The organism is Rathayibacter sp. VKM Ac-2804, assembly GCF_009866655.1.
In the GTDB taxonomy this organism is placed as follows: domain Bacteria; phylum Actinomycetota; class Actinomycetes; order Actinomycetales; family Microbacteriaceae; genus Rathayibacter.
On sequence record NZ_CP047420.1, the window covers coordinates 409,065 to 434,773 of the forward strand.

Below are 25,709 nucleotides of genomic sequence, written 5' to 3' on the forward strand. Positions count from 1 at the left end.
GCGTGCTGTTCCGCTTTGCAAAATCGAACGCGGGCGGATATATCTTTGGTATGGTTGTACTTGCAGTGCCTCGTTTGATTCCTGGGGTGATTTTTGTCTCTAGGGATCTCGTTGTTCTGAAGCACCCGCGCCCGATTAGTGTGGTGCATTTAGTTGCGGTACCACGTAAGTATTTGCGCGATATCCAAGATTCGACGCCATTGCGGGATGTTTTCTTGGACCGATTATCGGCTTGGTGGAGGCAAGAGCCGGTTGTGGAATACGTTGGAATCTCGAACGTCGGCGTTCGGCAAGAGGTACGTTATCTCCATGTGCACCTGGTAGGTGGAGCCTCATTGAATGGTTTCAGGTCTGTGGCCGCGGACCGACTCTCGGTCGGGGTGCAAATGGCAGTTCGTGAAGCCGACCAGTCGGGTGCCGCATATGTGGCTCGAACTTATAGTTTCGCGCCAATCAATCAAAGCGTCGGCTGGTTAGTTTCTGTCGATCAGGTTTAGGCGAGGAGCGATAACAACAGGACGCGCTGCACCGGGTCCTCGAGTGCTGATGGTGGCGACCCGCACCTTCACGAAGAGGAAGTCCTCGAGCACCGGGAGCGGGCCGTTCTACTCCAACGCGCGACGCATGCCGCCTTGCTGAAGGGCGCCAGCACCCGCGAGCGGACCGGCTGATTCGCACTGGATGCGAGCTGCCCGGGGCTCGCGAAGCTCAAACTGACATAATATCGGTTATCGGAGCTTCCCTCAGCGGTTGAAGAGGGGCGAATATGCGCGAGAACTTCCCGCACAAGCGAGCCAATCGGACGGTTGCTTCGAAGGCCTTGACCGTCGAGATCTCGCGGGCGCAGCCGCATCGCACGAAGTGTCGCCCCTGGTTCCGATGGAGGAAGGTCGCCGTCGGCTCGCCTGTCACTGGTGGCTGGCCTGAGCTGCGGACTCCGGTCAGTGGAACGGGCAGCGTGCGGGTGCGTCGGCGGCTCGCACGTCGCCTCCTGAGGCCGGCTTGGTCGGCAGTCGACGTCGGTTCACGCTCAGCCCGCTGCCCAGGATCCGAAGCCGTGGGTCGCTGAGCGCGGCGATCGCCGTCGCGAGGCCGGCGATGGCCGGCTTCTCCCCGGGGCAGCGATGACCGGTGGCGACGTCCGCTCCGCCGTGCGGAATGAAGACGGAGACGGACTCGTAGTCGTCGATACCGACGAAGCGCTCGGGGTCGAAGACGTCGGCGCGGGGCCAGGACTGCTCGTCCGTGTCGGTGCCCAGGATGTCCAGCAGCACTCGGCCTCCGGCGGGCAGTCGGGCGCCGTCGAGTTCGACGTCCGTGATCGCCCAGCCGGGCAGCATCGGCACGAAGGGCGCCGTTCGCCGGATCTCCTGCGCGAAAGCGGTCGCGAGCCGGCCCGCCCTCGGCGCGCCGGACTCCTCCGACTCGGCGGCGATCCTCTGCCGCCACTCGGGCCGGTCGTGGAGCTCCTTCGCGGCGAAGGCGACGAACCGGGCGACGGCGATCATCGGCCGGATGCTGTTCTGCAGCTCGATGCCCGCGAGGCGGTCCGGCAGCAGCTCCCCCGACAGATCGCGATGCCACGCCCACTCGTGCAGCGCGGTGCCGGGTGGGGCGGACAGGGCGCCGCCTCTCACCGCTCCGATGAGCCGCTCCGCGTGCCGGTCGGACCACAGCCGGTTCGCGGCGGCAAGGAGGTACTCGGGCGAGTAGGGCGCACCGAACCCGTCGACGATCTGCGCGAGACGTTCGGCCCACCGGGTCTTCGCGCGCCGAGTCCCGGGAAGACCGGCTCAGCTCATGCTCGCCCGGCCGAACGCGCCGACCGCCACGTCGTAGGCGCTCCGGGTTCCGCCCGCCAGCCACGCCTCCTGCTCGATCCGCCACTCCCGTTCGAGCAGGGGGATCAGCCGCTGGACCTGCGCGTCTTCGTAGGCGACGTCGACGAAGGCGGCCTTGCGGTGCCGGTGCTCGTCACCGTCGAGGCTGTGCACCGAGCCGTTCCCGAACAGGGTCTGCTGCACGATCGCAGGCATCGCGCCGTGCCGAGCGATGCGGGCGTCGTCGTAGAACAGGTCGACGGCCTCAGCGCCGCGGACCAGGAGCGCGTCGCGTCCCAGCAGACGAAGGGGCACCGCTCGAGCGTCGGCGCGGGCGCGACGCCAGATCCGCGCACCGAAGCCGTAGCCGCGCGTCAGCAGTGACAGGGAATCGTCGCGGAGCTCGGTCGTCATCGTCATCGTCCTCCTCAGGCTCCGGCGCGGCCACAGGAGCGGACGTTCCTCTGAGGCGTCATGTCACCCAGGGTCACCACCGGACCGCCTCTCGGCCAAGGGGGTGCCGCTCGCAGCGGAATCGTGCTTGCGCGCCATCGGAGCGGCAGCGCGCCCGGGCGATTCGGCCGGCTGCTGCAGGGCGGGAGGCGCGTACCGTTGCGGCGCGGGAACTCGGTACGGTGAGGCCTTCACAGGAACGCTCGATGTCGGGAGGGGGCGGATGACCTTCGCAGATCGCAGCAGGAAGGGTGCGGGTGTCGTGCTCGCGGTGGCGCTGCTGAGCGGCTGCGGGATCCCCTCGGATCCGGACGGGACTCTGGAGGGTGTGCGCGGCCAGGTGCTGACGGTCGGTGCGACGGCGGCCCGGGACCGCGTCTCGCTCAGCGCAGGGGAGGAGCCGACCGGGATCGAGCCGGATCTCGTGCGGGCGTTCGCGGACACGCTCGACGCCGACGTCGTCTTCGTCGAAGGCAGCGAGGCGGAACTGGTCGATCTCCTCGACCGCGACGCCATCGACATCGCGGTCGGCGGGTTCCTCGAGGACACCCCCTGGACCGATCACGCCGGGACGAGCCTTTCCTACGCGGAGACTCGGAGCCCCACGGGGACCACGGACCGGCATGTCCTGCTCGTGCCTCTGGGCGAGAACGCGCTGCTGCTCGCACTCGACCGCTTCCTCACCGACCAGGAGAACACACGATGAGTCAGCGACGTGCCGGTCACCCTCCGCGCTTCGGTCGCACCGAACTCCCGGACGAGCAGCGCCGAGCCCTCCGGGACGCGACCCGGCTGGAGTGGGGCACCCTCGCGTTCCTCGCCGTCACCACCACCCTCGTGTTCCTCGTGCTGGGCAGCTCGCAGGCGATGCGCACGGCCTGGATCGAGGACCTCCTCTCCTTCCTCCCGCCGATCGCCTTCCTCATCGCCACCCGGGTGATCCGTCGCCCCCCGACCGAGAAGCACCCGTACGGGCTACACCGCGCCACGGCGATCGCCCACCTCGTCGCCGCCGTGTCCCTCCTGGTCACCGGCGGATACCTGCTCGTCGACTCCGCCCTCACCCTCGTGACCGCCGAGCACCCCACCATCGGTGGCGTTCAGCTGTTCGGAACCACGATCTGGCTCGGTTGGCTGATGATCGCGGTCCTCGCGCTCACCGTCGTCCCCCCGGTCCTCTTCGGCCGGGCGAAGCTCACGCGCGCAGAGATCCTGCACGACAAGGTGCTGTACGCCGACGCCGACATGAACAAGGCCGACTGGCAGACCGCGGCCGCCGCGATCCTCGGCATCCTCGGGATCGGCATCGGCTGGTGGTGGGCGGACTCCGTCGCCGCGATCCTGATCGCGGCCAGCATCACCTGGGACGGCCTCCGCAACCTCCGCTCCGCCGTGTCCGGCCTCATCGACACCCGAGCCCGCACCTACGACGACTCCGCCGTCCACCCGCTGGCCGACGACATCGACCACTTCCTGCGCCAGCAGGACTGGATCAGCGACGCCCGCTCCCGCCTCCGAGACCAGGGCCACGTCTTCCACGTCGAAGCGTTCATCGTTCCGCGCGAACCGGATCACCTGAGCGTGAAACGGCTCGAGGAGACCCGGCTGGCGTGCAGCCGACTCGACTGGAAGGTCCAGGACCTCGTGCTCGTTCCTGTCTAGACCCTCCCCGAGCAGTTCCTTCCCGGCCTCGCCTCCTCCGGCGAGCAGTAGCCGGACGGAGCCCGCCTCCGCGCCGGAGTCCCCCCTGGAGGAGGGCGATGGCGCTGAGGAGGGCGGCGCTGCGCATGCGCGCGGCGCCGCCCCGGGGGATCAGGCGGTGGCGGCGATCAGACGATCGCGGCGCGCAGCGCGGCAGCCGCCGCACCCACGTCGGGCGCCCCGTAGATCGCGCCGCCCGCGACGGCGACCACGGCGCCCGCGCGCTGCACGGACTCGATGGTGGCGGTGCTCACGCCGCCCGCGACCGAGAACGGGACGCCCGAGGCCTCGCCGTCGCGCAGGAGCGTCTCGAAGGTGAAGCCCTCCTCGGCCTGCTCGTCGAGACCGGCGTGCATCTCGACGAACTCGGCGCCGAGTGCGACGACCTCGCGGGCGCGGGCGGCCTTGTCGGGGACGCCGATGAGGTCGACGACCACGCCCTTGCCGTGCTTCTTGCCGGCGGCGATCGCGCCGGCGATGGTGCTGTCGCCGGCGACGCCGAGGACGGTGACGAGGTCGGCGCCGGCCTTGAAGGCCATGTCGGCCTCGAGCTCGCCGGCGTCCATCGTCTTGAGGTCGGCGAAGACCGTCTTGTCGGGGTGCGCCTCCTTGACGGCGGTGATGGCCGAGAGGCCGGCGCTCTTGATCAGCGGGGTGCCGAGCTCGAGGATGTCGACGTGCGGGGCGGCCGCGGCGGCGAGCTCGAGGGCGGCGTCGGTGCTGAGGGTGTCCATGGCGAACTGGAGCTTCACGGGGTGCTTCTTCCTGTCGAGGTGGGGGAGTGGAGTGATGTCATTCGAGGTTCGCGTGGCGCGGCCAGAGCTCGTCGGCGCTCGCGCCGCCGCGCTTCCAGAGCGCGTGGAACAGCGCGTCGCCGGTGAGCACGACGACCTGCTCGAAGAGCCCGCCCGAGTACTGTGCCGAGGCGGCGCCCGAGCGGTCGAGCTTGTCGGCGGCCGGCACGATCACGACGGCGGCGGCCAGCTCGGCCAGCGGGGACCCGGCGGCGGTGGTGATCGCGGCGACCCGCGCGCCGGCGTCGACGGCGGACTGCGCCGCGCGGACGATGCCGCCGGTGGTGCCGGAGCCGCTCGCGGTGAGCAGCACGTCGCCCTCGCGGATCGCGGGTGTGGTGACGTCGCCGACCACGTGCACGACGAGACCGAGGTGCATCAGGCGCATGGCGGTCATCCGCAGCGCGAGCCCGGAGCGGCCGGCGCCGTGCACGAAGACGCGCTCGGCGCCCGCGAGCAGCTCGGCGACCGGCTCGAGGCGGTCGGTCGTGAGCGCGGCGGTCGCTGTCGACACCTCGGCGACGATCGCGGCGAGGGCCTGGGCGGGGTCGACGGTGACGTCGGTGGATGCGGGCATGCGGCCAGCCTGCGCTCACGGGAGAGCGGCTCCCACCACCCGATGGGACGGGTCGGCCTACCCGATCGGGTGGGTCGCGCCTCGCGCGGGTAGGACGGGTAGGTTCGGAGCATGGAGCCCGCCGAGACCGCCGCCGAGACACCCGCCTCCCGCGCCCTGCTGCAGCAGCACGCCCGCACCGTCGCCGAGCAGGCCGACCGGCACGCGGTGGCGCTGGAGTCGGTGCTCGCCGCCCTGCGCGCCGAGCGCCTGGACGACCGGGCGGCCCGGACCGTCGCGATCGACATCGCCGCGAACGCGCTGGTCGAGCTGCGCACCGCCTCCGACGAGCAGCGCAGCGCGATGCTCGAGCCGGTCGTCGGCGCCTTCGCCCGGCTGCGGCGCGATCTGCGCCCGCTCGTGCGGTTCGGCGACCTCGACGTGCAGTTCGTCGAGCCGCCGGCCACCGGCCGCGCCCTGCCCGGCGAGGTCGCGCACGCGGCCCGTGCGATCGTCCGCAGCGCCGTGCTGGCGTTCGTGGAGTCGGAGCAGACGCGTCGCGTGCGGATCCAGTGGGACTGCGACGGACTGAACCTGCTCGTCGAGATCCGCGACGACGGCCGCGGCGAGCTGACCACCCGCGACGAGGCGCTGCGCCCGATCGCCGAGCGCGTCCGCGGTCTCGACGGCGAGCTCTCGATCGCGTCGACCGCGGGCTGGGGCTCGACCCTGTCGATCCGCCTGCCGCTGGACCCGCCGGCTCAGCCGGACGGACTGGACCTCGCCGAATTGAGCGCCCGCGAGCGCGAGGTGCTGAACCTGATCACGCTCGGCGCCTCGAACCAGCGGATCGCGGACGACCTCGGCATCAGCGGCAACACCGCGAAGTTCCACGTGTCGAACCTGCTGCGCAAGGCCGGCGCGCGCAACCGGGCGGAGCTGGCCGCCCTCGCCCGGTGACGCGCGCCGGTCGCGCCGGACCGTCGGCGGGTCAGCCGATCAGCTCGGCCACCGTGTAGCCGAAGACGGCGCCGTCGGCGTCCTCCGCTTCGACGCCCGCGTAGACGAAGCCGAACGGGTTGTCGCCGCCGACGATCGCGTTGTAGACGCCGTGGACCTCGAAGCGGCCCGTCGCCGGGTCGACCGCGACGTACCGGCCGGCGTCGCGGCGGAGGTCGACGCGACCGGCGCTCACCTCGGAGAAGTTGAGGAAGACCTTGGTCGGCAGGGGGCCGCGGGAGATGGTGACGACGCCGGTGAGCACCGGGAACTCGACGCGGTCGCCGGCGCGGGTGCCGCGGTACTGGACCGGGGTGAAGGCGATGGTGCCGGTGATCGGGCCCTTGTCGGCCTCGGGCGCGGTCGAGGCGGCGGCGGCCGGCGTGGCGATCGCGACGGCGATCACGGGGACCGACCAGGCGGCGCCGGCGAGGACGCTGCGTCGGGGCAGGGCGGGCAGGGTGGAGCGCAGGCGGGTGTCGTTCATCAGGGTGTCCTTGGGGGTGAGGAGCGCGGGCCCGGGCGCTCCGGAAGGAGGCGGGCCGGCGGCGGGCGTGAGAGCGGCGGGGCAGCGCCGCACGCGAGGTGCGCCGCTCGGGATGCCCGTGCCGCTCAGGTCTTCGTCACGACGGCAGTTTCGGGTTGCCTGTCGCGACAACCGACCTTCTCACACCCTGCATGCGTATGCATAGACCTTCTCCGGCAACTGTCGGGTTTCGACGTGCCGACGGCTCGGGCCCCCTGCATGCTGATCGAGCAGCCCACGGAGCGAGCCTCCCGGCTGATGGGTAGCCCCCGCAGCGGGCCTCCACGCCGATCGGCGTGCCCGCGGGGACGGGCCCATGCTGATCGAGTAGCCCGCGCAGCGGGCGTATCGAGATCCACCACCGCCCGAAGGCGAGTCCGCAGTCCCGCCCTGCCGGCGACGTCGGGTCTCGATACGCCCCTGCGGGGCTACTCGACCAGCATGTACGCCCCTGCGGGGCTACTCGACCAGCATGTACGCCCCTGCGGGGCTACTCGACCAGCATGTACGGCGAGTGGACCCGGAACGGGGTCCTGCTGGAGCGCAGGGCCCAATAGGCGTCCACTCGCGTAGGTCGGCGCTCGTGAGTGGACGCGGGCGGGGGCCTGCTCGCGGCGCGAGCCCCATCGCGGGTCCGCTGGCGAAAGCATGCCGATCGAGGTGCCCGCGCAGCGGGCCCCCATGCTGATCGAGCAGCCCGCGGAGTGGGCGTCTCGAGATCCATCGCCGTCAGAACGCGAGTCTGCAGACCCGCCCTGCTGGCGATGTTCGGTCTCGATACGCCCCTGCGGGGCTACTCGACCAGCATGTTCGGGCGGGCGCAGGTCTCGATCCGGGGGTCAGCGCCTCGCCGGTGCTTCCCTCCGCCCGCCCACGCCTGCTACGGTGCCTGAACCGGTTAAGTAAACCGGTTCAGACCACTCGACGACGAGCAGGAGGCGCGGCCATGGCGGCACGACCGACGATCCTCGACGTCGCCCGCGCGGCCGGCGTCAGCAAGGCGCTCGTCTCCTTCGCGCTCAACGACCGGCCGGGCGTCTCGCCGGAGTCGCGCGAGCGGATCCTCCGCGTCGCCGCCGAGCTCGGCTACCGCCCCAGCCTCACCGCCCGCTCGCTCTCGACGAGCGTCTCGTTCGCGGTCGGGCTCGTCGTGGCCCGCGACCCCGAGGTGATCGCCGCCGACCCGTTCTTCCCCGCCTTCATCTCCGGCGTCGAGCGGGTGCTCGCCGAGCACGGCCGGGTGCTGGTGCTCAGCGTCGTCGACCCGGGCGCCTCGGAGGAGGCGGTCTACCGCACGCTCGCCGCCGACCGCCGCGTCGACGGCGTCTTCCTCAGCGACCTCCGCGAGGGCGACGCCCGGCCCGCGCTGCTCGCCGAGCTGGGCCTGCCCGCGGTCACTCTCGGTCGCCTCGACGGCTCGACCTCGCCCGCGGTCGTGATGGACGACACCGCCGGCATCACCGGCGCCGTGCAGCACCTCGCCGCGCTCGGCCACCGCCGGATTGCTCACGTCGCCGGCTCCGGGCACCTGCTGCACTCCCTCCGCCGCCGCGAGGCGTTCGAGCGCGCCTGCGCCGACGCCGGCCTCGAGCCCGGCCCTGTCGTCGCCACCGACTTCAGCGCCGGCCAGGGCGCGAGCGCCACCGAGACCCTGCTCGACTCCGCCGTGCCGCCCACCGCGATCGTCTTCGCCAACGACCCGATGGCCATCGCCGGTCTCGGCGTCGCGCACACCCGCGGGCTGCGCCTGCCGGACGACCTCTCGATCACCGGCTTCGACGACTCCGAGATCGCCGCGCACGTCTATCCCTCGCTGACCTCCGCCCGCACGCGCCCCGCGCGCTGGGGCGAGGCGGCCGCGCGGACCCTCCTCGACCTGATCGAGAACGGCACCGCCCCCGACGTCGACCTCGAGCCCGCAGGACTCGTGGTCCGCCGTTCGACCGCCGCGCCGCGGCGCCTGCACACCTGAGCACCACCCGCCTGAGCACAAGGAGAACACCATGGCCTCGATGAAGAGACGCTGGCTGACCGGAGTGGGCATCGCCTCGCTCGCGACCCTCGGACTGACCGCCTGCAGTGGCGGCGGGGGAGGCGCCTCCACCGACCTGACCGCGACCGGCCCGATCACCATCTGGTACTCGAACAACGAGCAGGAGGTGCAGTGGGGGAAGTCGATGGTCGACGCCTGGAACGCCGACCACCCCGACGAGCAGATCACCGGCCAGGAGATCCCGGCCGGCAAGAGCAGCGAGGAGGTCATCGGCGCCGCGATCACCGCAGGAAACGCGCCCTGCCTCGTCTTCAACACGGCGCCCAGCGCGGTCGGCCAGTTCGAGCGCCAGGGCGGCCTCGTGAACCTGTCCGAGTTCGAGGACGGCGTCGACTACATCGAGACCCGCAGCGGCGACCTCGCCGAGCAGTACCAGAACGCCGACGGCGACTACTTCCAGATGCCGTGGAAGAGCAACCCGGTCGTCATCTTCTACAACAAGGACGTCTTCACCGCGGCCGGTCTCGACCCGGAGAATCCCTCGCTCGCCACCTACGACGAGTTCACCGCCACCGCGAAGACCCTCGTCGAGTCCGGAGCCGCGCCCGCCGCGATCCAGCCCGCGCCGACCAGCGAGTTCTTCCAGACCCAGTTCGACTTCATGCCGCTCTACGCCGCGGCGACCGGAGGGACAGGGCTGGTCGAGGACGGCAAGGCCACCTTCGCCGACGACGCCGGCTACCAGGTCGCCGACTTCTGGAAGAGCCTCTACGACCAGGGCCTCGCCGGCCGCGAGCAGTACCAGGGCGACGCGTTCGCCGACGGCCAGGCCGCGATGTCGATCGTCGGACCGTGGGCGGTCTCGGTCTACGAGGACCTCAACTGGGGCTCCGTCTCGGTGCCCACCCCCGACGGCACGCCCGCCGAGGACACCTGGACCTTCAGCGACGCGAAGAACGTCGGCCTCTACTCCGCCTGCGAGAACAAGGGCACCGCCTGGGAGGTGCTGAAGTTCGCCACCAGTGAGGAGCAGGACCGCTCGCTGCTGGAGACCACCGGCCAGATGCCGCTGCGCACCGACCTGCAGACCACCTACGCCGACTACTTCGAGGCCAACCCCGCCTACCAGCGCTTCGGCGACCAGGCGAGCCGCACCATCGAGGTGCCGTCGGGCCCGAACACCGTGCAGATGCTGCAGGCGATCCGCGACGCCTGGGGCAAGACCGTGATCTTCGGCGACGGCGACGTGCAGTCGGCGCTCGACGGGGCGGCGGAGACCGTCACCGGGCTCGCCGGCCAGCAGTGAGACGCCGGACGGCAGTGAGATGACGACCCTCGCCCCGAAGGCTCCGGCGTCGCAGGGCGCCGGAGCCCCGCGGCCGCAGGACAAGCGGAGCCTGCTCCGCCGCGTCCTCGGCCCGCAGCCGTTCGGGCTGCTGCTCGGCAGCCCCTACCTGCTGTTCGTGCTCGCGGTCTTCGCGTTCCCGGTCGGCTACTCCGTCTACATCGCCTTCCACGACTTCTTCTTCGCGGCCCCCGGCGTGCAGGTCGAGCGCCCGTTCGTCGGCCTCGACAACTTCGTCACCGCGTTCTCGAGCCCGCAGGTCATCCGCTCCTTCGGCAACATCGGGATCTTCCTGGTGATCAACGTGCCGCTGACCGTGGTGCTCTCGCTGCTGCTCGCCTCGGCGTTGGACAAGGTCGTGCACCTGCGCACGTTCCTCCGGGTCAGCTTCTACGTGCCCTACGTCACGGCGAGCGTCGCCGTCGTCGGCGTCTGGCTGTTCCTCTTCAACGGGAACGGCCTGGTCAACAGCCTGCTCGGGCCGCTCGCGCCGGACCCGTCCTGGCTGATCAACGACAGGCTCGCGATGCCGATCATCGCGCTCTACGTCACCTGGAAGCAGCTCGGCTTCTACATCCTGCTGTACCTGGCGGCGCTGCAGAACGTGCCGAAGGAGCTCTACGAGTCGGCGTCGACCGACGGCGCGGGCCGCATCCGGCAGTTCTGGTCGGTGACCGTGCCGAGCGTGCGGCCGGCGACGCTGCTGGTGCTGCTCGTCTCCACCGTGACCGGCGCGAACCTCTTCACCGAGCCCTACCTGCTCACCGGCGGCGGCGGGCCCAACGGCGCCTCCGCCTCGCCCGTGCTGCTGATGTACCAGCTGGGCATCCAGCAGGGGCAGCCGGACGTGGCCTCGGCCATCGGCGTCGTGCTGGTGCTGCTCGTGCTCGTCATCGCCTACCTGCAGAACCGCTTCGCCGGGGAGAGGAACTCATGAGCACGCTCGCCAGTGCCGGAGGCGCGACCTCGGCCGTGCCGGCACCCGTCACCTCCCGGCGGAAGCGCCCGGCCTCGAGCCGATCGGCCGTGATCCTCCGCGGCGTGGTGCTCGCGCTCGGCGCGATCGTCTTCCTGTTCCCCTTCTACTACATGGTGATCGGCTCGCTGCAGACCGACCCCGACCCCACCCTCGCCGGGGCGATCCCCGAGGCGGGCAACCTCACCCTCGACAACTACGTCAACGTGAACGAGCGGATCAGCCTGCTCACCGGCCTGATCAACTCCGGGATCTTCACCGGCGGCGTGCTGCTCTGCACGGTCGTCTTCGGGGTGCTGGCGGGCTACGCGCTCGCGATGCTCGAGTGGCGCGGCCGGAACGCCGTGTTCGCGCTCGCGCTGCTGGTGCAGGTCATCCCGTTCCAGCTGCTGCAGATCCCGCTCTACGTGCTGATCGCCCGCGACTACGGCCTCGCGGACAGCCACCTGGGCATGATCCTGCCGTTCGCGATCAACTCGACGGCGGTGATCATCTTCCGGCAGTACTTCCTGCAGCTGCCCAAGGAGCTGTTCGAGGCCGCGCGGATCGACGGGGCCGGCGAGATCAAGCTGCTCTGGAACATCGCGCTGCCGCTCGTGCGCCCCGCGCTGGTGACGGCCGTGCTGCTCACCTTCATCGGCCCCTGGAACGAGTTCCTCTGGCCGTTCCTGATCACCAAGGACGCGTCGCTGCAGCCGCTCGCCGTGTCCCTCGCCAACTACATCTCCAACGTCGCGTCGTCGACCGACAACCCGTTCGGCGCGATCCTCGCGGGCGCCGTCGTGCTGGCGGCCCCCGTCGTCGTGCTCTTCATCGTGTTCCAGCGCTACTTCGTCTCGACGGATCTCGGATCCGGAGTGAAAGGATGACCATGACTCCCACCCCCGGTACCACCGCCACCACCACCCGCACCTCCGTCCCCTACCGCCTCGAGCGCGTCGGCGTCGTGATGGAGCCGCTCGCGGGCGAGCTGTTCGAGGCCGAGGGGGTGCTCAACCCCGGCAGCGGACGCGGCCCCGACGGCGAGCTCTACCTGCTGCCCCGGATGGTCGCCGCCGGCAACGTCTCGCGGATCGGCCTGGCCCGCGTGCTCGTCGAGGGCGGCGTCCCCGTCGGCGTCGAGCGCCAGGGCGTCGTGCTGGCGCCCGACCGCGGCTTCGAGCGCGGGGCGGTGAACTCGGGCGTCGAGGATCCGCGGGTCACCTTCGTCGAGGCGCTCGGGCTGCACGTGATGACCTACGTCGCCTACGGGCCGCTCGGGCCGCGGACGGCGCTCGCCGTCTCGAAGGACCTGCGCGAGTGGCGGCGCTTGGGCCCGGTGACCTTCGCCTACGACGACGCCCTCGACATCGACCTCGGGCTCTTCCACAACAAGGACACGGTGTTCTTCCCCGAGATCGTCGCGGCGCCCGACGGCACGCGCTGCTTCGCGGTGCTGCACCGGCCGATGTGGGACCTCGGCGAGACGAAGCCGGGGGAGGGCGTGCGCCTGCCCGCCGGCGTCGACGACCCGCGGCAGAGCATCTGGATCAGCTACGTGCCGGTCGAGGACGTCGACCGCGACCTGGCGAACCTCACGCGCTGGACCCGGCACCGCTTCGTCGCGGGTCCCGAGTTCCCGTTCGAGGAGCTGAAGGTCGGCGGCGGCCCCGTGCCGCTGCGGGTGCCCGAGGGCTGGCTGCTGCTGCATCACGGCGTCACCGGCACGATCGACAGCGCCTTCTCGCAGCAGCAGCACGTCAACTACGCGGCCGGCGCGATCCTCCTCGACGCCGAGGACCCCTCGAAGGTGATCGCCCGCACCTCCGAGCCCCTGCTCGAGGCCGAGACCGAGGAGGAGCGCAGCGGCATCGTCCCCAACGTCGTCTTCCCCACCGCCATCGAGGAGATCGACGGCCGGCACTACGTCTTCTACGGCATGGCCGACTCCAAGATCGGCGCGGCCCGCCTGGTCCGCACGGACGAGTAGCGCCTCCGAGCCCGCGCTGCGGGCGCCCCACCGAGCCCGCGCCGCGGGCGCCTTTTCATGCTGATCGAGTAGCCCGCTCAGCGGGCGTATCGAGATCCGCCGTTCTGCAGGCGCCGGGTCTCGATACGCCCCTCCGGGGCTGCTCGACCAGCATGCGATCACTCCCCCCGAGCCAGCCTTTTCATGCTGATCGAGTAGGCCGCGCAGCGGGCGTATCGAGATCCCCCACCCCCAGCCACCACCCCCCCTTCAAGGAGAGAGTTCAATGACGAACTTCAGACCCCGCGCCGCCGCCGTCCTGGCCGCGACCGCCCTCGCCGCCGGAGGCCTCGCTGTCGGCGCGGCCCCCGCCCAGGCCGCCGAGCCGCTGACGAACACCGCGCACCTCGACTTCCTGCTCGACACCGCCACTCCGGAGCCCCAGGTCGGCCACAGCACCTACCGCCTCGCCGAGGAGCCGGACCTCGTGCTCCCGTGGACCTACGCCGACGCCCGCGACGGCGGCACCTTCGAGCGCGTCGGCGGCGGCCCCCTCGACCCGGCGACCGGCGACTGGGCGCAGGGCGCCTACAACACCGACGACGTCTCGCGCGCGGCGGTCGTCTACCTGCGGCACTGGCAGCAGACCGGCTCGACGGCGAGCCGCGACAAGGCCTACGAGACCCTCCGCTCCCTCGCCTACTTCCAGACCACCGACGGCGCGGACGCCGGCAACGTCGTCCTCTGGATGCAGCCCGACGGCGACCTGAACCCCAGCGCCGAACCCGTGGAGCTGCCCGACCCGAGCGACTCCGAGGACAGCTACTGGCTCGCCCGCACCCTCTGGGCGCTCGGCGAGGGCTACGCGGCGTTCCAGGACGAGGACCCCGACTTCGCCGCCTTCCTGCAGGATCGCCTGCGCCTCGGCGTCTCCGCCGTCGACCGCGAGGTGCTCACCCGCTACGGCGAGTACGCGGTCGCCGACGGCGTCGACGTGCCCGCCTGGCTGATCGTCGACGGAGCCGACGCCACCGCGGAGGCGCTGCTCGGCCTCTCCGCCTACGTCGTGGCCGCGCCCGACGACGCCGCCGTGCGCGCCAGCACCGCGAAGCTCGCCGAGGGCGTCGCCGCCTACGCCCGCACCACGACGGAAGCGGACACCACCTCCTGGCCGTACGGCGCGATCCTGCCCTGGACGAAGTCGCGCTCGCTCTGGCACTCCTGGTCCTCGCAGATGGCGGGCGGCCTGGCCGCCTCGTCCGTCGCGCTCGGCGACGCGTCGCTCCTCGAGCCGGCCGTCGTCGACGCCGCCCGCTTCGCCCCCGAGCTGCTGACCGCCGGCGGCCCGGACAACGGCTGGAACCCGACGCCGACCGACCGCGTGCAGATCGCCTACGGCGCGGACTCGCGGCTGCAGAACTCGCTCGCCCTCGCCGACGCGACCGGATCCAGCGCCACTGGTCCCACCGCCTACCTCGACCTCGCCGGCGTGCAAGGCGCCTGGTTCTTCGGGCTCAACCTCAGCGGCGCCCCCGTCTACGACCCGGCGACCGGAGTCACCTACGACGGCGTCCAGGCCGACGGCAGCGTCAACCGCAACAGCGGCGCCGAGAGCACCATCCACGGGCTGCTCTCGATGCTCGCGCTCGACGCGCACCCGTCGGTCGCCGCCCGCGCGACCGCGGTCACGACCCAGGCGAGCCGCGACGGCCTCCGCCTCGTCGAGGCCGAGTCGACCCGCGGCGGCACCGTCGTCACTCCGGAGTCGGCCTGGACCGGCGAGTCCGGCTGGAGCGGCTCCTACCTGTCGCTCTCGAACTGGCGCCGGTCCGCGACGATCCCCGTCGGCTCCGCGACCCAGGACCGCCTGGTCGAGGCCGTGATCTTCGCCGCCGAGCGCGGCACCGAGAAGACCCCGATCAGCCTCTGGAACTCCGGCCGCCGCCCGCTCGACGTGCTCACCAGCACCGTCGGCGCGCAGGGCGTCACCGAGGCGTCCGGCATCCTGCTGCCGCAGAAGCTCCGCCGCACCCTCCCCGCGAGCGCGACCACCGTCGAGGTCCGCGCCCTCTCCGGCGAGACGAAGCTCGACGCCCTGCTGGTCCGCCCCGTCGTCTCGCGCCTCGTCCTCGTCGGCGACACCGGCCGCACCGAGCTCGTCCGCAACTCGACCGCGACGCCCCAGCCGACGACCGTCGACGGCACCGGCACCCTCCGCGTCTACGCGCAGGACGGCGCCCTGGTCAGCGAGTCGCCCGCCGCCGGCCCGACCCCGGTCACCCTCCCCGCCCAGGGCTTCGCGATGCTCGTCGGCTGACGCCCCTGCTGATCGAGCAGCCCGCTCGCCCCAGCGGTGCTGCTCGCAGCAGCATGCTGATCGAGTAGCCCGCTCGCGGGCGTATCGAGATCCACCGTCCTGCAGAGGGTGGGTCTCGATACGTCCCTGCGGGACTACTCGACGAGCATGTCTCTCACGACCGCCGCCCCCGACCATGCTGATCGAGCAGCCCGCTCGCGGGCGTCTCGAGATCCCGCCCGCCGGACGGCCCCCATTCCTCCAGAGTTGCGGTAGTCGCGCTCGACTACCGCAACTTCTGCGTTGTCGACGCGGCGACCGGCGGGCCCCGCGCGTCAGCGGCTGCGGTGCAGCGTCTTCGACGCGAGGCCGGCGATCGCCGCGCCGAGCACCGGCGCCAGCAGGAACACCCAGACCTGGCCGAGCGCGTCGGGGCCGGCGAAGACCGCCGCGGCGATCGAGCGCGCCGGGTTCACCGAGGTGTTGCTGATCGGGATGCTGATCAGGTGCACGAGGGTCAGCGTGAGGCCGATCGCGAGCGGGGCGACGGACTTGTACTCGCTCTTCGAGGTGACGGAGAGGATCACGCCGACGAAGACGGCCGTCAGCACGACCTCGGCCAGGATCACCGCGCCGAGCCCGAAACCACCGGGGGAGGCGGCGCCGAAGCCGTTCGAGGCGAAGCCGGAGTCGCGGGCGGCGTCGAAGTAGCCGGCCGGCCCGTCGGCCGCGATCAGCGCGACGACTCCGGCGCCCGCGATGCCGCCGATCAGCTGGGCGACGATGTAGCCGGGGATGTGCCGCCACTCCGTCCGCCCCGCGAGGGCGAAGCCGATCGAGACGGCCGGGTTGAAGTGCCCGCCCGAGATGTGGCCGACGGCGTAGATCCCGGCGACCAGCGTGAGCCCGAAGGCGAGCGCGACGCCGAGGAAGCCGACGCCGAGCGCATTGCCGCTGTCGGGGAACGCGGAGGCGAAGATCGCGGTGCCGACGCCGCCCGCGACGAGGAGGAACGTGCCGAACGCCTCGGACGCGTAGCGCGCCGCGGCGGAGTACTGCTCGGCGTGCTCCTTCCGCTGCTCACTCGTGGTGCGGCTGGCGGGCTTGGATGACGGCATGGGAGTTCCTCCGCGGGTCGTGGACGGCCCCGCGGCGCGCGAGGGCAACGGCCACTCCAGCACCCGCGGGCGCCGCGGGAGCCGCGCGCCCAGTCGGCTCCCGGCCGCACGCCCCCGGAGGCGCCCTGCGCGGCCAGCCGCCCCTCGCTCAGCGGCCAGCGCTGCATGCCGGTCGAGCAGCCCCTCCATGCTGGTCGAGCAGGCCCGGAGGGCCCCCAGCATGCTGGTCGAGTAGCCCCGGAGGGGCGTATCGAGACCCACCGCTCGCAACACGGCGGATCTCGATACGTCCGCTGCGCGGACTACTCGATCAGCATGCAGGAGGCCCGCTCCGTTGGTGCGCGACCGCAGTGCCGCGCGTCACGCCGCCAGGTGGAACGTGCTCGCGAAGCGCCCGAGCAGGGCGTCCCGCCCGCGCAGCACCGTGACCGCGCCGGTCGCGATCGCCCGCTCCGGCGCGAGCTCGCCCGACAGCAGCAGCCGGATGTCCGCGCCGGTCGAGAACGCCAGGTCCACCGGGGCCTCGCCGCCCGGCACCTCCCCGCGCGACACATCCAGCGCGATGCCGTCGACGCGGATCAGCAGTCCGGCCGGTCCGACCTGCGCCGCGTACACCGTCGCCGGCAGGTCGGCCGCGACCTGCGGCCGGAACGCGGTCCGCAGGTCCACCGTCATCGAGTCGGGGGTGATCACCTGCTCCTCGCGCGGATCGCCCAGCGCCTTGAACCCCCACGCGCCGAGCGCGAGCACGATCGGCTCGAGCTCGCGGCCGTAGGGCGTCAGCTCGTAGACGATGATGCGCGAGCGCGGCGCCCGCCGGATGATCCCGGCCGCCTGCAGCTCCTTCAGTCGGCCGGCCAGCACGTTGCTCGGGATCCGCGCGAGCCCCTGCGCGAGCTCGCTGTAGCGGCGCGGCCCGACCAGGAGATCCCGGACGATCAGCAGCGCCCAGCGCTCGCCGACCAGCTCGACCGCGCGGGTGAGCGCCGAGTACTGCCCGTAGTCGCGTGCGGCCATCGCCCTCAGGCCTGCTCGCCGGTGAACGCCTCCGGGCCCTGCGCCGCGGCGACCGGGTCCATCCAGCCGAACTCGAGCAGGTTGCCGTCGGGGTCGGCGACCTGGCGCTGGTACATGAAGCCGTAGTCGGAGGCGGGCCGCGACTCGGAGCCGCCCGCGGCGAGCCCCGCGGTCACGGTGGCGTCGACGGCCTCGCGGGTGTCGAGGAAGATCGCGGTCGAGACGGAGGGGTTCACGGCCGGGTCGCCGATCGGCAGATCGCTGAAGGTCTGGAAGTACTCGCGCACCAGGATCATGAAGTAGTTGTGGTCCTCCTCCACCACGACGCAGGCCGCGTTGTGGTCGGAGAACGCCGGATTGATCGAGAAGCCGAGCGCGACGTAGAACGCCTTCGCGCGCTCGAGGTCGGTGACGGGCAGGTTGACGAACATGGAGGTCATGGCGGTCTCTCCTTCGAGGCGATGCTGCGGATTGCGGCGTCTGCGCTCATGCTTGTGAAAAACAAGTTCCACGTCAAGAGGCGGACCCGAGACGCCGCGATCGACGCGGGAGCCGCCCCCGGCTCGTGAGCCGACCTCCGGCTCGCTGTTCCACCCGGTTTCCGCGTGCCGGAGGTGATTCCACGAGCCGGAGTCGCTCCGGAGTCACCTGCGGCTCGCCAGGTCGGCTCCGGCTCGTCGTTTCCGCGGGTTTCTCCGTGCCGAGGGTGGTTCCGCGGGCCGGAGGCGCCTTGGGCCGACTCCGGCTCGTCGGATCACCTCCGGCTCGCAGTTCTGCCGGGTTTCCGCGTGCCGAGGGCCGTTCCGCGTGTCGGAACCGTGCCGGGCGTGTGCCGGAACCGTCCGGAACCGTTCAGGGCCGCCCGGGGTCCCGGCGGATCTCGGGCTCGCACATCTCCGGCTCGCGGACTCCGCTCCGGCCCGTTGTTTCGTCCGGTTTCCACAAGCCCAGGGCTGTTCCGCGTGCCGGAGATCGCCCGGCGTCACCTCCGGCTCGCGGAACCACCTCCGGCTCGCGATTCCGGCCCGATTCCGCGAGCCGAGACCGATCCCGCGCGCCGGACCTCCTCCGGGACCCGATCAAAGAGAGCGCTCTCACAAAACCCTTGACCTCTCCGCGACCCGCTCCGTATGCTCGCCTCACACCTCGTGAGAGCGCTCTCACACACGGCAGCACAGCACGTGAGAGCGCCCCCAGGGGTGCCCTGACACCCATCACGAAGGAGTGACCGTGCTCGAATCACGACGCGCCAGGATCGCCTCGGCGATCGCCGGCGCCGCCACCCTCGCCCTGCTCGTCTCCGGATGCTCGTCCGGATCCGGCGCGGCCGAGGGCGGGGACATCGAACTGACCGTGACCACATTCGGCGCCATGGGGTTCGACGACCTCTACGCCGAGTACGAGGAGGCCCACCCGGGCGTCACGATCGTCCCGAACAACATCGACACCGGCGGCAACGCGCGGACCGACGCGTTCACCAAGCTCGCCGCGGGCTCCGGCCTCGCCGACGTCGTCGCGATCGAGGAGGGCTGGCTCGGCTCGATCATGGAGGTCTCCGACCAGTTCGTCGACCTGCGCGACCACGGCATCGAGGACCGCAAGGCCGACTGGGTCGACTGGAAGTACGAGCAGGCCGTCGACCCCGACGGCCGCGTCATCGGCTACGGCACCGACATCGGGCCCGAGGGCCTCTGCTACAGCACCGCCGCCTTCGAGGCCGCGGGGCTGCCCACCGATCGCGCCGCCGTCGCGGAGCTGCTCGGCGGCGCGGACGCGACCTGGGAGGACTACTTCGCGGCCGGCAAGCAGTACCACGACGCGACCGGCAAGGCCTGGTACGACCAGTCCGGCTTCGTCTGGAACGCCATGGTCAACCAGCTCCCCGAGGGCTACTACACCGCCGACGGCGAGCTGAACATCGACGGCAACGCCGAGCTGCAGGAGCGCTGGGGCTGGATCACCGACGGCGCCGCCTCCGGACTCTCGGCCGCGCAGAAGGCCTGGGACTGGAACAAGGGCAAGTCGTTCAACGACGGCACCTTCGCGACCTTCGTCTGCCCGGGCTGGATGCTCGGCCAGGTGAAGGCGCAGGTCGAGGCCGGCGGCGGCGACCCCGAGGCCACCGGCTGGGACTTCGCCGACGTCTTCCCCGGCGGCGCGGCCAACTGGGGCGGCTCGTTCCTCTCCGTCCCGACGCAGTCGAAGCACCCCGCCGAGGCCGCGGAGCTCGCCTCGTGGCTGAGCGAGCCGGAGCAGCAGATCGCCGCGTTCGACGCGACCGGTCCGTTCCCGAGCACCGTCTCCGCCCAGGAGGAGCTCGCCTCCGCCGCCGCGCCCGACCCGGCGCTGAACGGCTCGCCGACCGGCGCGATCCTCGCCGAGCGCGCCCAGGGCGTCGTCGCCCAGTACAAGGGTCCGGACGACTCGCTGATCCAGGAGAACGTCTTCGGCCCGGTCCTGCAGAAGGTCGACCGCGGCGAGCTCGACGGCGACAAGGGCTGGGACGAGGCGCTCTCGCTCCTCGACGAGCTGGTCGACTGACCCGCTCCCCTCGGACAGGGCCCCCGTCCGGTAGCAGGCCGGGCGGGGGCCCTCCCTCCCCTCCCGATGACGCGTCCGACGACGCGTCCCACGAACGAGTCCCCCACGAGAGCGACCGACGAGAGCGACCCATGACGAGCACCCTGACCCCGCCGACCGCGTCGGCCGCGCCGCCTCCCGGCCGCCGCCCCGCGCCCCGCCTGCCCCTGACGGCCAAGCAGCGGATGAGCCGCTTCGACGTCAAGGCGTCGCCCTACCTCTACATCTCGCCGTTCTTCCTGCTGTTCGCGATCACGGGAGCCTTCCCGCTCGTCTACACGCTGGTGGTCTCGCTCTACGACTGGCAGCTGCTGCAGGGCCAGGGCGACTTCGTCGGCCTCGGCAACTTCGCCGCGGTGCTCGGCGACCGCTTCTTCTGGAACTCGATCGGCAACACGCTGAGCATCTTCCTGCTCTCCACGATCCCGCAGCTCGCCGTCGCCCTGGTGCTCGCGGCGGTGCTCGACCAGTCGCTGCGCGCCCGCACCTTCTGGCGGATGAGCGTGCTGCTGCCCTACGTCGTCTCGCCCGTCGCCGTGGCGCTGATCTTCTCGAGCATCTTCGGCGACCAGGAGGGGCTGGCGAACAACCTGCTCGGCCTGGTCGGCATCGCCCCGATCGACTGGACCAACGACCGCCTCGCCAGCCACATCGCGATCGCCTCGATGGTCAACTGGCGCTGGACCGGCTACAACGCGCTCATCCTGCTCGCCGCGATGCAGGCCGTGCCGCGCGACCTGCACGAGTCGGCCGCGCTCGACGGGGCGGGCTCGTTCCGCCGCTTCACCTCGATCACGATCCCGAGCATCCGGCCGACCCTGATCTTCGTGATCATCACCGCCACCATCGGCGGGCTGCAGATCTTCGCCGAGCCGCGCCTGTTCGACGTCTCGAACGCCGGCGGCATCGGCGGCTCGGACCGCCAGTTCCAGACGACCGTCCTCTACCTCTGGGAGATGGCGTTCTTCCGGCAGAACTTCGGCGAGGCGGCGGCGGTCGCCTGGCTGCTGTTCCTGCTGATCGTGCTGATCGGACTGGTGAACTTCGCGATCTCGCGGCGGATCGCGTCCGTCGAGAACCGCGTGAGAACGCGCACGCGCCGACCGGCGCAGAAAGCGAGCGACCGATGACCGCGACGATCCCCACCGTTCCCGCCGCCGCCCCTGTCGCGGCCGAGCCCGAGCGTCGCACCAGGCGCCCGCGCTCCTCCGGGGCCGGCCGCGTCGACCGCCCCGGCTTCCTCACCTACGGGCTGCTCAGCGCGTTCATCCTCGGCTCGACCTACCCGCTCTGGTGGTCGTTCGTGGTGGCCAGCGGGAGCAACGCGACCCGCGGCGAGACGCTGCCGCTGATCCCGGGCGGCAACTTCCTGGCCAACGCGGCGCAGGTGTTCACGGCGATCCCGTTCTGGACGGCGCTGCTGAACAGCGTGATCGTCTCGGGGATCATCACGCTCTCGGTCGTCTCGTTCTCGACCCTGGCCGGCTACGCCTTCGCGAAGCTGCGCTTCCGCGGGCGGGACGGGCTGATGATCACCGTGATCGCGACGATGGCGATCCCGACCCAGCTGGGCATCATCCCGCTGTTCATCCTGATGCGGCAGCTCGGCTGGACCGGCACCCTGGGCGCCGTGATCGTGCCGACGCTGGTCACCGCGTTCGGCGTGTTCTTCATGCGGCAGTACCTCGTCGACGTGATCCCGGACGAGCTGATCGAGGCGGCGCGGGTGGACGGAGCGAACCAGTTCCGGACGTTCCTGACCGTCGCGGTGCCGGCCGCGCGCCCCGCGATGGCGATCCTCGCGCTGTTCACCTTCATGATGGCGTGGACCGACTTCCTCTGGCCGCTGATCGTGCTGAGCCCGACGAACCCGACGCTGCAGACCGCGCTGTCGCAGCTTCAGTCCGGCTACTACGTCGACTACTCGATCGTGCTGGCCGGTGCGGTGCTGTCGATCGTCCCGCTGCTGGTGCTCTTCGTGCTGGCGGGCAAGCAGCTGATCGCCGGCATCATGGGCGGCGCGGTCAAGGGCTGACCCCCGGGCGCTCCTCCTGCCGGCGGATCTCGATACGCCCGCTGCGCGGGCTACTCGATCAGCAGGGGAAGCCCGCTGTGGCCGCAGTGCGAGCGGACCCCCGGGAGCGTCTCGAGCCCCGCGCGCCCGCTCGGCTACTCTCGGGCCCGGGGACCACCGCTCGAGAGGCACGCATGAGTCACGACACCGCACCGGCCGCACCCACGCTCGAGGCGGTCGCCGCGCTCGCCGGAGTGTCGCGCGCGACGGTCAGCCGCGTCGTCAACGACTCGCCGAAGGTCAAGGCCGAGGCGCAGGCCGCCGTCCGCCTCGCGATCGAGCAGCTCGGCTACGTGCCCAACCGGGCGGCGCGCTCGCTCGCCAGCCGGCGGACCCAGGTCCTCGCCCTCCTCGTACCCGAGTCGATCGGCAAGGTCTTCGGCGACCCGTTCCTCGCCGCCGTCGTGCAGGGCGCGGCGACCCGCCTCGCCGCGACCGACTACATGCTCAACATCGTGATCGCCTCCGAGGCCACGCCCGACAAGACCCGCCGCTACCTCCTCGGCGGCAACGTCGACGGCGCGCTCGTCGTGTCGCACCACAGCGGCGACCACTCCTACGCCCGGATCGGCGCGAGCGTCCCCCTCGTCTTCGGCGGCCGCCCGCTCAGCCTCGACGACCACGACAGCCACTTCGTCGACGTCGACAACGTCGGCGCGGCGCGGCAGGTCACCGAGCATCTGCTGGGCCTCGGGAGGCGCGCCCCGGCGATGATCGCCAGCCGCCAGGACATGCCCGGCGCCATCGACCGGCTGGCGGGCTGGCGCGCGACCGTCGAGGCGGCGGGCCTGGACGCCTCGCTCGTCGAGATCGGCGACTACTCGCCGCGCGACGGCGCCGAGGCGATGCGGCGCCTCCTCGACTCCGGCCGCCCGATCGACGCGGTCTTCGCCTCGAACGACCAGATGGCCTCCGGCGCCCTGGCGGTGCTGCGCGAGCGCGGGCTGTCCGTGCCGGGCGACGTGGCGCTGGCCGGCTTCGACGGCGACTACTCCTCCGAGGCGGCCGAGCCGCCGATCACGACCGTCCGGCAGCCGGCCGCCGGCCTCGGCGACGCGATGGCCGAGGTCCTGGTGCGGCTGCTGGCCGGCGAGGACGTCGCGCGCGCGACCCTGCTGCCGACGGAGCTGCTGATCCGCGGGTCGACGGTGCCGCGGAGCTGACACCGCCGCACGACATCAGCTGAGAGCCGTGTTCATCGCCGATGGGCGATGACGGCGATTCCTGGCTGACGTCGTGCGCGGGCCGGCGCGCCTCAGCCCGTGAACACCGTCGAGGAGCGGCGCTCGTACCAGTGCGCGAGGTGCTCGCCGGCCCGGAGGACGTGCTCGCGCATGATGCCGGCGGCGCGATCGCGGTCGCCGGCGACGAAGGCCTCGACGATCTGCTCGTGCTCGCGGAAGTTCTCCTCGCGGTGGCGCGAGTTCTCGCGGAGCACCAGGCCCGAGACGTTCCGGGGGAAGGCGTCGTTGATCTCGATCAGCATCCGGCTGAGGCGGGTGTTCCCGGAGGCCTGATAGATCAGGCCGTGGAACTGGTCGTTGGCGCTGCCGTCGCGCTCGGCCGCGGTGCCGGCGGCGACGGCGAGCGAGCGCTCGTACATCGCCGTGTTGACGGAGCGGAGCTCGGCGATCGTCGCGTCGTCCAGGCGGTCCACCGCGCGGCGGGCGGCCAGCGACTCGAGCTCGGCGCGCACCTCGTAGGCCTCGCGCACCTCCCACGGCACCGGCACGCGGACGACGGCGCCGCGGTTCGGGACGACCTCGATCAGCCCGCCGGTCTGCAGCTGCCGCAGCGCCTCGCGGACCGGGGTGCGGCTGATGCCGAACTGGGTCGCGAGCTCGGCCTGGCGCAGCGGGGCGCCGATCGGGATCTCACCGGACATGATCTTGGCCCGGATCCGGGCGGCCAGATCGTCCACGAGTGCATTGTCGCCCTGAGTCGTCACGCGATGATCCCCTCCGATCAGCGGCCGCACGCGGGCCGGGATCCAATCATGGCAGGGATTGGATCCCACGCGGCCGCCACCGCGTCGATCGACGGGCGTGCAGGATCAGACCGAGCTTGACCTTGGATCCGCCCGGCCATACATTGGATCCAATGTTGCCCGCCATGGCGACCGATCGAGGTCTGGAGGCCGGCGTGGACGTGCTGCTGGTCGTGATGGTGGCGGGCGCCGCCGCCTCCCTCGCGCTCGGTCTCGCCGGCTGGCGGGGAGTCGGCCGCGGCTGGCTCGTCGCCGAGGGCGCCATGCTCGCCGCGATGCTCGACGTGCACCTGCCCGCCCTGCACCTCCTGCCGGCGCCGCTCTGGTCCGCTCTGCTCGCGGGCTGCGCGCTCGTCGCCGCCCTCGTCGACCGGGTGCGCCGCGGCCGCGGAGTCCGACGCCACGGCGCCGACGCGCTGCACGCCGTCGGGATGCTGCTCGCCGCCGTCCTCGTGCTCCTCGCCGAGGCCGCGCCCGCCGCGGGTGCTCTCGCGGGCGCCGGGCACGCGCACGGCGGCGGACTCGCCCTGCCGCTCGGCGCCGCCGTCGCCGTCTACGCGGCGTGCACGCTCCGCGTCGCCCTCGCCGGCCGCCCCGGCCGCCTCGACACCACCCGGAGGCTCGCCTCCCTCGCCGCGCTCGTCGCCATGGGCGCGATGGCCGCGGTCGGCTGAGCATCCCAGCCCTCGAACGACACCCCACCCGCGCACGACACCCCCGCACCACACCGGAAGAAGGAGACGCCGCATGATCATCGACGCGTACAACACCACGCAGGACCGCCGAGGCCGCAGCGACTACCTCAGCGGGGTCCGCCCCGGCGAGCAGCCCCCCGCCTACACTCCGTTCGACCCGAAGCGCATCCTCGACCGGATGGACGCCGCCGGCGTCGACCGCGCGATGGTCTGCTCCCTCGCGCAGGGCATCGAGAACGACTTCCTGATCGACCTCGTGAAGGCGCACCCCGACCGTCTCTTCGGCTTCGGCCAGGTCATGCCGCAGTGGGAGAACGCGACGGACGAGATCCGCCGCTTCGCCGACGCGGGCCTGGTCGGGCTCAAGCTGCACCCCAGCCTGCACGGCTATCACGTCGCCGACCACGGGCTGCTCGACCCGCTGTTCGCGGTCTGCGACGAGCTCGGGCTGCCCGTGCTGATCAACGCGCTCGACGACGCGTTCTGCGCGCCGTTCGCCATCGAGGAGATCGCCAAGGGCTTCCCCGGGGTGCCGACGATCATCGCCCACATGGGCGCGGTCTGGAACGTGCCCGAGGCGATCATCGTCGCCGAGCGCAACCCGCACGTCTACCTCGAGACCTCGGCGACGCTGATGTCCGACGTCAAGCGCGCCTACGCCCGGCTCGGCGCCGAGAAGATCCTGCTCGGCTCCGAGTGGCCCGGCAGCGACTTCGACCTCGAGCGGATGAAGATCGCCAAGGCGATCCCGGACGAGGCCGACCGCGCGCTGGTCGAGGGCGGCAACATGGCGCGGATCCTGGGCTGGTCGTGACCGAGCGGGCGGCGTCG

Annotated in this window: 25 protein-coding genes; 16 read left to right on the forward strand and 9 right to left on the reverse strand. The window is 71.8% G+C overall.

Annotation, left to right across the window (positions count from 1 at the left end; all coding sequences use genetic code 11):
* The first annotated feature begins 2 nt into the window (after window positions 1-2).
* Window positions 3-497 (forward strand): hypothetical protein, encoded by a 495-nt coding sequence (locus GTU73_RS01900; protein WP_160086489.1) that lies wholly within the window; start codon window positions 3-5, stop codon window positions 495-497.
* A gap of 444 nt (window positions 498-941) precedes the next feature.
* Here GTU73_RS01900 and GTU73_RS19550 read toward each other — a convergent pair whose 3' ends face one another.
* Entirely contained in the window at window positions 942-1,637 is a 696-nt protein-coding gene (locus tag GTU73_RS19550) for a cytochrome P450 (RefSeq protein ID WP_347877745.1), read from the reverse strand.
* 156 nt (window positions 1,638-1,793) lie between these two features.
* The gene (locus tag GTU73_RS19555; RefSeq protein ID WP_347877746.1) at window positions 1,794-2,240 is read right to left on the reverse strand and encodes a hypothetical protein; all 447 of its coding nucleotides are present in this window, start codon (window positions 2,238-2,240) and stop codon (window positions 1,794-1,796) included.
* A 121-nt stretch (window positions 2,241-2,361) separates the two neighbouring features.
* Between GTU73_RS19555 and GTU73_RS01910 the strand changes: the two genes are divergently transcribed.
* Window positions 2,362-2,979 (forward strand): ABC transporter substrate-binding protein, encoded by a 618-nt coding sequence (locus GTU73_RS01910; protein ID WP_244231735.1) that lies wholly within the window; start codon window positions 2,362-2,364, stop codon window positions 2,977-2,979.
* A complete protein-coding gene (locus GTU73_RS01915; protein WP_160086491.1) occupies window positions 2,976-3,935 on the forward strand; it encodes a cation transporter in 960 nt (319 codons plus the stop codon). Before GTU73_RS01910 ends, GTU73_RS01915 begins: the two co-directional genes overlap by 4 nt.
* 167 nt (window positions 3,936-4,102) lie before the next feature.
* On the opposite strand, the gene hxlA is transcribed toward GTU73_RS01915, so the two are convergent.
* A complete protein-coding gene (hxlA, locus tag GTU73_RS01920) occupies window positions 4,103-4,726 on the reverse strand; it encodes a 3-hexulose-6-phosphate synthase (protein ID WP_160086493.1) in 624 nt (207 codons plus the stop codon).
* 40 nt (window positions 4,727-4,766) lie between these two features.
* The gene (gene hxlB / locus GTU73_RS01925; RefSeq protein ID WP_160086495.1) at window positions 4,767-5,345 is read right to left on the reverse strand and encodes a 6-phospho-3-hexuloisomerase; all 579 of its coding nucleotides are present in this window, start codon (window positions 5,343-5,345) and stop codon (window positions 4,767-4,769) included.
* 111 nt (window positions 5,346-5,456) lie between these two features.
* On the opposite strand from hxlB, the gene GTU73_RS01930 reads away from it, so the two are divergent.
* Entirely contained in the window at window positions 5,457-6,284 is an 828-nt protein-coding gene (locus GTU73_RS01930; RefSeq protein ID WP_123731607.1) for a LuxR C-terminal-related transcriptional regulator, read from the forward strand.
* Between the two features lie 31 nt (window positions 6,285-6,315).
* Here GTU73_RS01930 and GTU73_RS19010 read toward each other — a convergent pair whose 3' ends face one another.
* A complete protein-coding gene (locus GTU73_RS19010; protein WP_208543721.1) occupies window positions 6,316-6,810 on the reverse strand; it encodes a hypothetical protein in 495 nt (164 codons plus the stop codon).
* A 985-nt stretch (window positions 6,811-7,795) separates the two neighbouring features.
* Here GTU73_RS19010 and GTU73_RS01940 point away from each other — a divergent pair.
* The 6 genes from GTU73_RS01940 (at window position 7,796) to GTU73_RS01965 (ending at window position 15,428) form a co-directional block, all read left to right on the forward strand.
* A complete protein-coding gene (locus tag GTU73_RS01940; protein ID WP_160086497.1) occupies window positions 7,796-8,821 on the forward strand; it encodes a LacI family DNA-binding transcriptional regulator in 1,026 nt (341 codons plus the stop codon).
* Between the two features lie 31 nt (window positions 8,822-8,852).
* Window positions 8,853-10,148, forward strand: coding sequence for an extracellular solute-binding protein (locus GTU73_RS01945; RefSeq protein ID WP_244231736.1), 1,296 nt, complete (start codon window positions 8,853-8,855; stop codon window positions 10,146-10,148).
* 19 nt (window positions 10,149-10,167) lie between these two features.
* Window positions 10,168-11,124, forward strand: coding sequence for a sugar ABC transporter permease (locus tag GTU73_RS01950; RefSeq protein ID WP_160086499.1), 957 nt, complete (start codon window positions 10,168-10,170; stop codon window positions 11,122-11,124).
* On the forward strand, window positions 11,121-12,032 hold the full coding sequence (locus GTU73_RS01955) for a carbohydrate ABC transporter permease (protein WP_160086501.1): 912 nt from the start codon (window positions 11,121-11,123) through the stop codon (window positions 12,030-12,032). The genes GTU73_RS01950 and GTU73_RS01955 overlap by 4 nt, the downstream gene beginning before the upstream one ends.
* Window positions 12,033-12,034: 2 nt before the next feature.
* Window positions 12,035-13,132, forward strand: a complete 1,098-nt coding sequence (locus GTU73_RS01960; protein ID WP_160086503.1) for a glycosidase — start codon at window positions 12,035-12,037, stop codon at window positions 13,130-13,132.
* Between the two features lie 265 nt (window positions 13,133-13,397).
* On the forward strand, window positions 13,398-15,428 hold the full coding sequence (locus GTU73_RS01965) for a hypothetical protein (RefSeq protein WP_160086505.1): 2,031 nt from the start codon (window positions 13,398-13,400) through the stop codon (window positions 15,426-15,428).
* Between the two features lie 314 nt (window positions 15,429-15,742).
* On the opposite strand, the gene aqpZ is transcribed toward GTU73_RS01965, so the two are convergent.
* The 3 genes from aqpZ to GTU73_RS01980 all read right to left on the reverse strand — a co-directional run bounded on the left by aqpZ (window position 15,743) and on the right by GTU73_RS01980 (window position 17,982).
* Window positions 15,743-16,525 carry an aquaporin Z gene (aqpZ, locus tag GTU73_RS01970; RefSeq protein WP_160086507.1) on the reverse strand — a complete coding sequence of 261 codons (783 nt, stop codon included), beginning with the start codon at window positions 16,523-16,525 and terminating at the stop codon, window positions 15,743-15,745.
* Between the two features lie 360 nt (window positions 16,526-16,885).
* Window positions 16,886-17,542, reverse strand: a complete 657-nt coding sequence (locus tag GTU73_RS01975; RefSeq protein WP_160086509.1) for a winged helix-turn-helix transcriptional regulator — start codon at window positions 17,540-17,542, stop codon at window positions 16,886-16,888.
* A 5-nt stretch (window positions 17,543-17,547) separates the two neighbouring features.
* Window positions 17,548-17,982 (reverse strand): VOC family protein, encoded by a 435-nt coding sequence (locus GTU73_RS01980; RefSeq protein ID WP_123731615.1) that lies wholly within the window; start codon window positions 17,980-17,982, stop codon window positions 17,548-17,550.
* Between the two features lie 790 nt (window positions 17,983-18,772).
* On the opposite strand from GTU73_RS01980, the gene GTU73_RS01985 reads away from it, so the two are divergent.
* From GTU73_RS01985 to GTU73_RS02000, 4 genes are all read left to right on the forward strand, one after another.
* Entirely contained in the window at window positions 18,773-20,083 is a 1,311-nt protein-coding gene (locus tag GTU73_RS01985) for an ABC transporter substrate-binding protein (RefSeq protein WP_160086511.1), read from the forward strand.
* Window positions 20,084-20,214: 131 nt separating this feature from the next.
* Entirely contained in the window at window positions 20,215-21,252 is a 1,038-nt protein-coding gene (locus tag GTU73_RS01990) for a sugar ABC transporter permease (RefSeq protein WP_160086513.1), read from the forward strand.
* Window positions 21,249-22,157 (forward strand): carbohydrate ABC transporter permease, encoded by a 909-nt coding sequence (locus tag GTU73_RS01995; RefSeq protein WP_160086515.1) that lies wholly within the window; start codon window positions 21,249-21,251, stop codon window positions 22,155-22,157. Before GTU73_RS01990 ends, GTU73_RS01995 begins: the two co-directional genes overlap by 4 nt.
* A gap of 173 nt (window positions 22,158-22,330) precedes the next feature.
* Entirely contained in the window at window positions 22,331-23,359 is a 1,029-nt protein-coding gene (locus GTU73_RS02000) for a LacI family DNA-binding transcriptional regulator (protein WP_160086517.1), read from the forward strand.
* Window positions 23,360-23,451: 92 nt separating this feature from the next.
* On the opposite strand, the gene GTU73_RS02005 is transcribed toward GTU73_RS02000, so the two are convergent.
* Entirely contained in the window at window positions 23,452-24,117 is a 666-nt protein-coding gene (locus GTU73_RS02005; RefSeq protein ID WP_208543722.1) for a GntR family transcriptional regulator, read from the reverse strand.
* Window positions 24,118-24,308: 191 nt separating this feature from the next.
* On the opposite strand from GTU73_RS02005, the gene GTU73_RS02010 reads away from it, so the two are divergent.
* Window positions 24,309-24,857, forward strand: a complete 549-nt coding sequence (locus GTU73_RS02010; protein WP_160086519.1) for a hypothetical protein — start codon at window positions 24,309-24,311, stop codon at window positions 24,855-24,857.
* 73 nt (window positions 24,858-24,930) lie between these two features.
* Complete coding sequence (locus GTU73_RS02015) at window positions 24,931-25,692, forward strand: amidohydrolase family protein (RefSeq protein ID WP_123447441.1); 762 nt, start codon at window positions 24,931-24,933, stop codon at window positions 25,690-25,692.
* The last annotated feature ends 17 nt before the right edge of the window (window positions 25,693-25,709 follow it).

Bases quoted from the DNA above. Each gene is read 5' to 3' on its own strand.
- GTU73_RS19555 (WP_347877746.1), bottom strand. From the start codon at position 2,240: ATGACGATGACGACCGAGCTCCGCGACGATTCCCTGTCACTGCTGACG.
- GTU73_RS01915 (WP_160086491.1), top strand. From the start codon at position 2,976: ATGAGTCAGCGACGTGCCGGTCACCCTCCGCGCTTCGGTCGCACCGAA.
- hxlB (WP_160086495.1), bottom strand. From the start codon at position 5,345: ATGCCCGCATCCACCGACGTCACCGTCGACCCCGCCCAGGCCCTCGCC.
- GTU73_RS01930 (WP_123731607.1), top strand. From the start codon at position 5,457: ATGGAGCCCGCCGAGACCGCCGCCGAGACACCCGCCTCCCGCGCCCTG.
- GTU73_RS19010 (WP_208543721.1), bottom strand. From the start codon at position 6,810: ATGAACGACACCCGCCTGCGCTCCACCCTGCCCGCCCTGCCCCGACGC.
- GTU73_RS01940 (WP_160086497.1), top strand. From the start codon at position 7,796: ATGGCGGCACGACCGACGATCCTCGACGTCGCCCGCGCGGCCGGCGTC.
- GTU73_RS01945 (WP_244231736.1), top strand. From the start codon at position 8,853: ATGGCCTCGATGAAGAGACGCTGGCTGACCGGAGTGGGCATCGCCTCG.
- GTU73_RS01950 (WP_160086499.1), top strand. From the start codon at position 10,168: ATGACGACCCTCGCCCCGAAGGCTCCGGCGTCGCAGGGCGCCGGAGCC.
- GTU73_RS01955 (WP_160086501.1), top strand. From the start codon at position 11,121: ATGAGCACGCTCGCCAGTGCCGGAGGCGCGACCTCGGCCGTGCCGGCA.
- GTU73_RS01960 (WP_160086503.1), top strand. From the start codon at position 12,035: ATGACTCCCACCCCCGGTACCACCGCCACCACCACCCGCACCTCCGTC.
- GTU73_RS01965 (WP_160086505.1), top strand. From the start codon at position 13,398: ATGACGAACTTCAGACCCCGCGCCGCCGCCGTCCTGGCCGCGACCGCC.
- aqpZ (WP_160086507.1), bottom strand. From the start codon at position 16,525: ATGCCGTCATCCAAGCCCGCCAGCCGCACCACGAGTGAGCAGCGGAAG.
- GTU73_RS01975 (WP_160086509.1), bottom strand. From the start codon at position 17,542: ATGGCCGCACGCGACTACGGGCAGTACTCGGCGCTCACCCGCGCGGTC.
- GTU73_RS01980 (WP_123731615.1), bottom strand. From the start codon at position 17,982: ATGACCTCCATGTTCGTCAACCTGCCCGTCACCGACCTCGAGCGCGCG.
- GTU73_RS01990 (WP_160086513.1), top strand. From the start codon at position 20,215: ATGACGAGCACCCTGACCCCGCCGACCGCGTCGGCCGCGCCGCCTCCC.
- GTU73_RS01995 (WP_160086515.1), top strand. From the start codon at position 21,249: ATGACCGCGACGATCCCCACCGTTCCCGCCGCCGCCCCTGTCGCGGCC.
- GTU73_RS02000 (WP_160086517.1), top strand. From the start codon at position 22,331: ATGAGTCACGACACCGCACCGGCCGCACCCACGCTCGAGGCGGTCGCC.
- GTU73_RS02010 (WP_160086519.1), top strand. From the start codon at position 24,309: ATGGCGACCGATCGAGGTCTGGAGGCCGGCGTGGACGTGCTGCTGGTC.
- GTU73_RS02015 (WP_123447441.1), top strand. From the start codon at position 24,931: ATGATCATCGACGCGTACAACACCACGCAGGACCGCCGAGGCCGCAGC.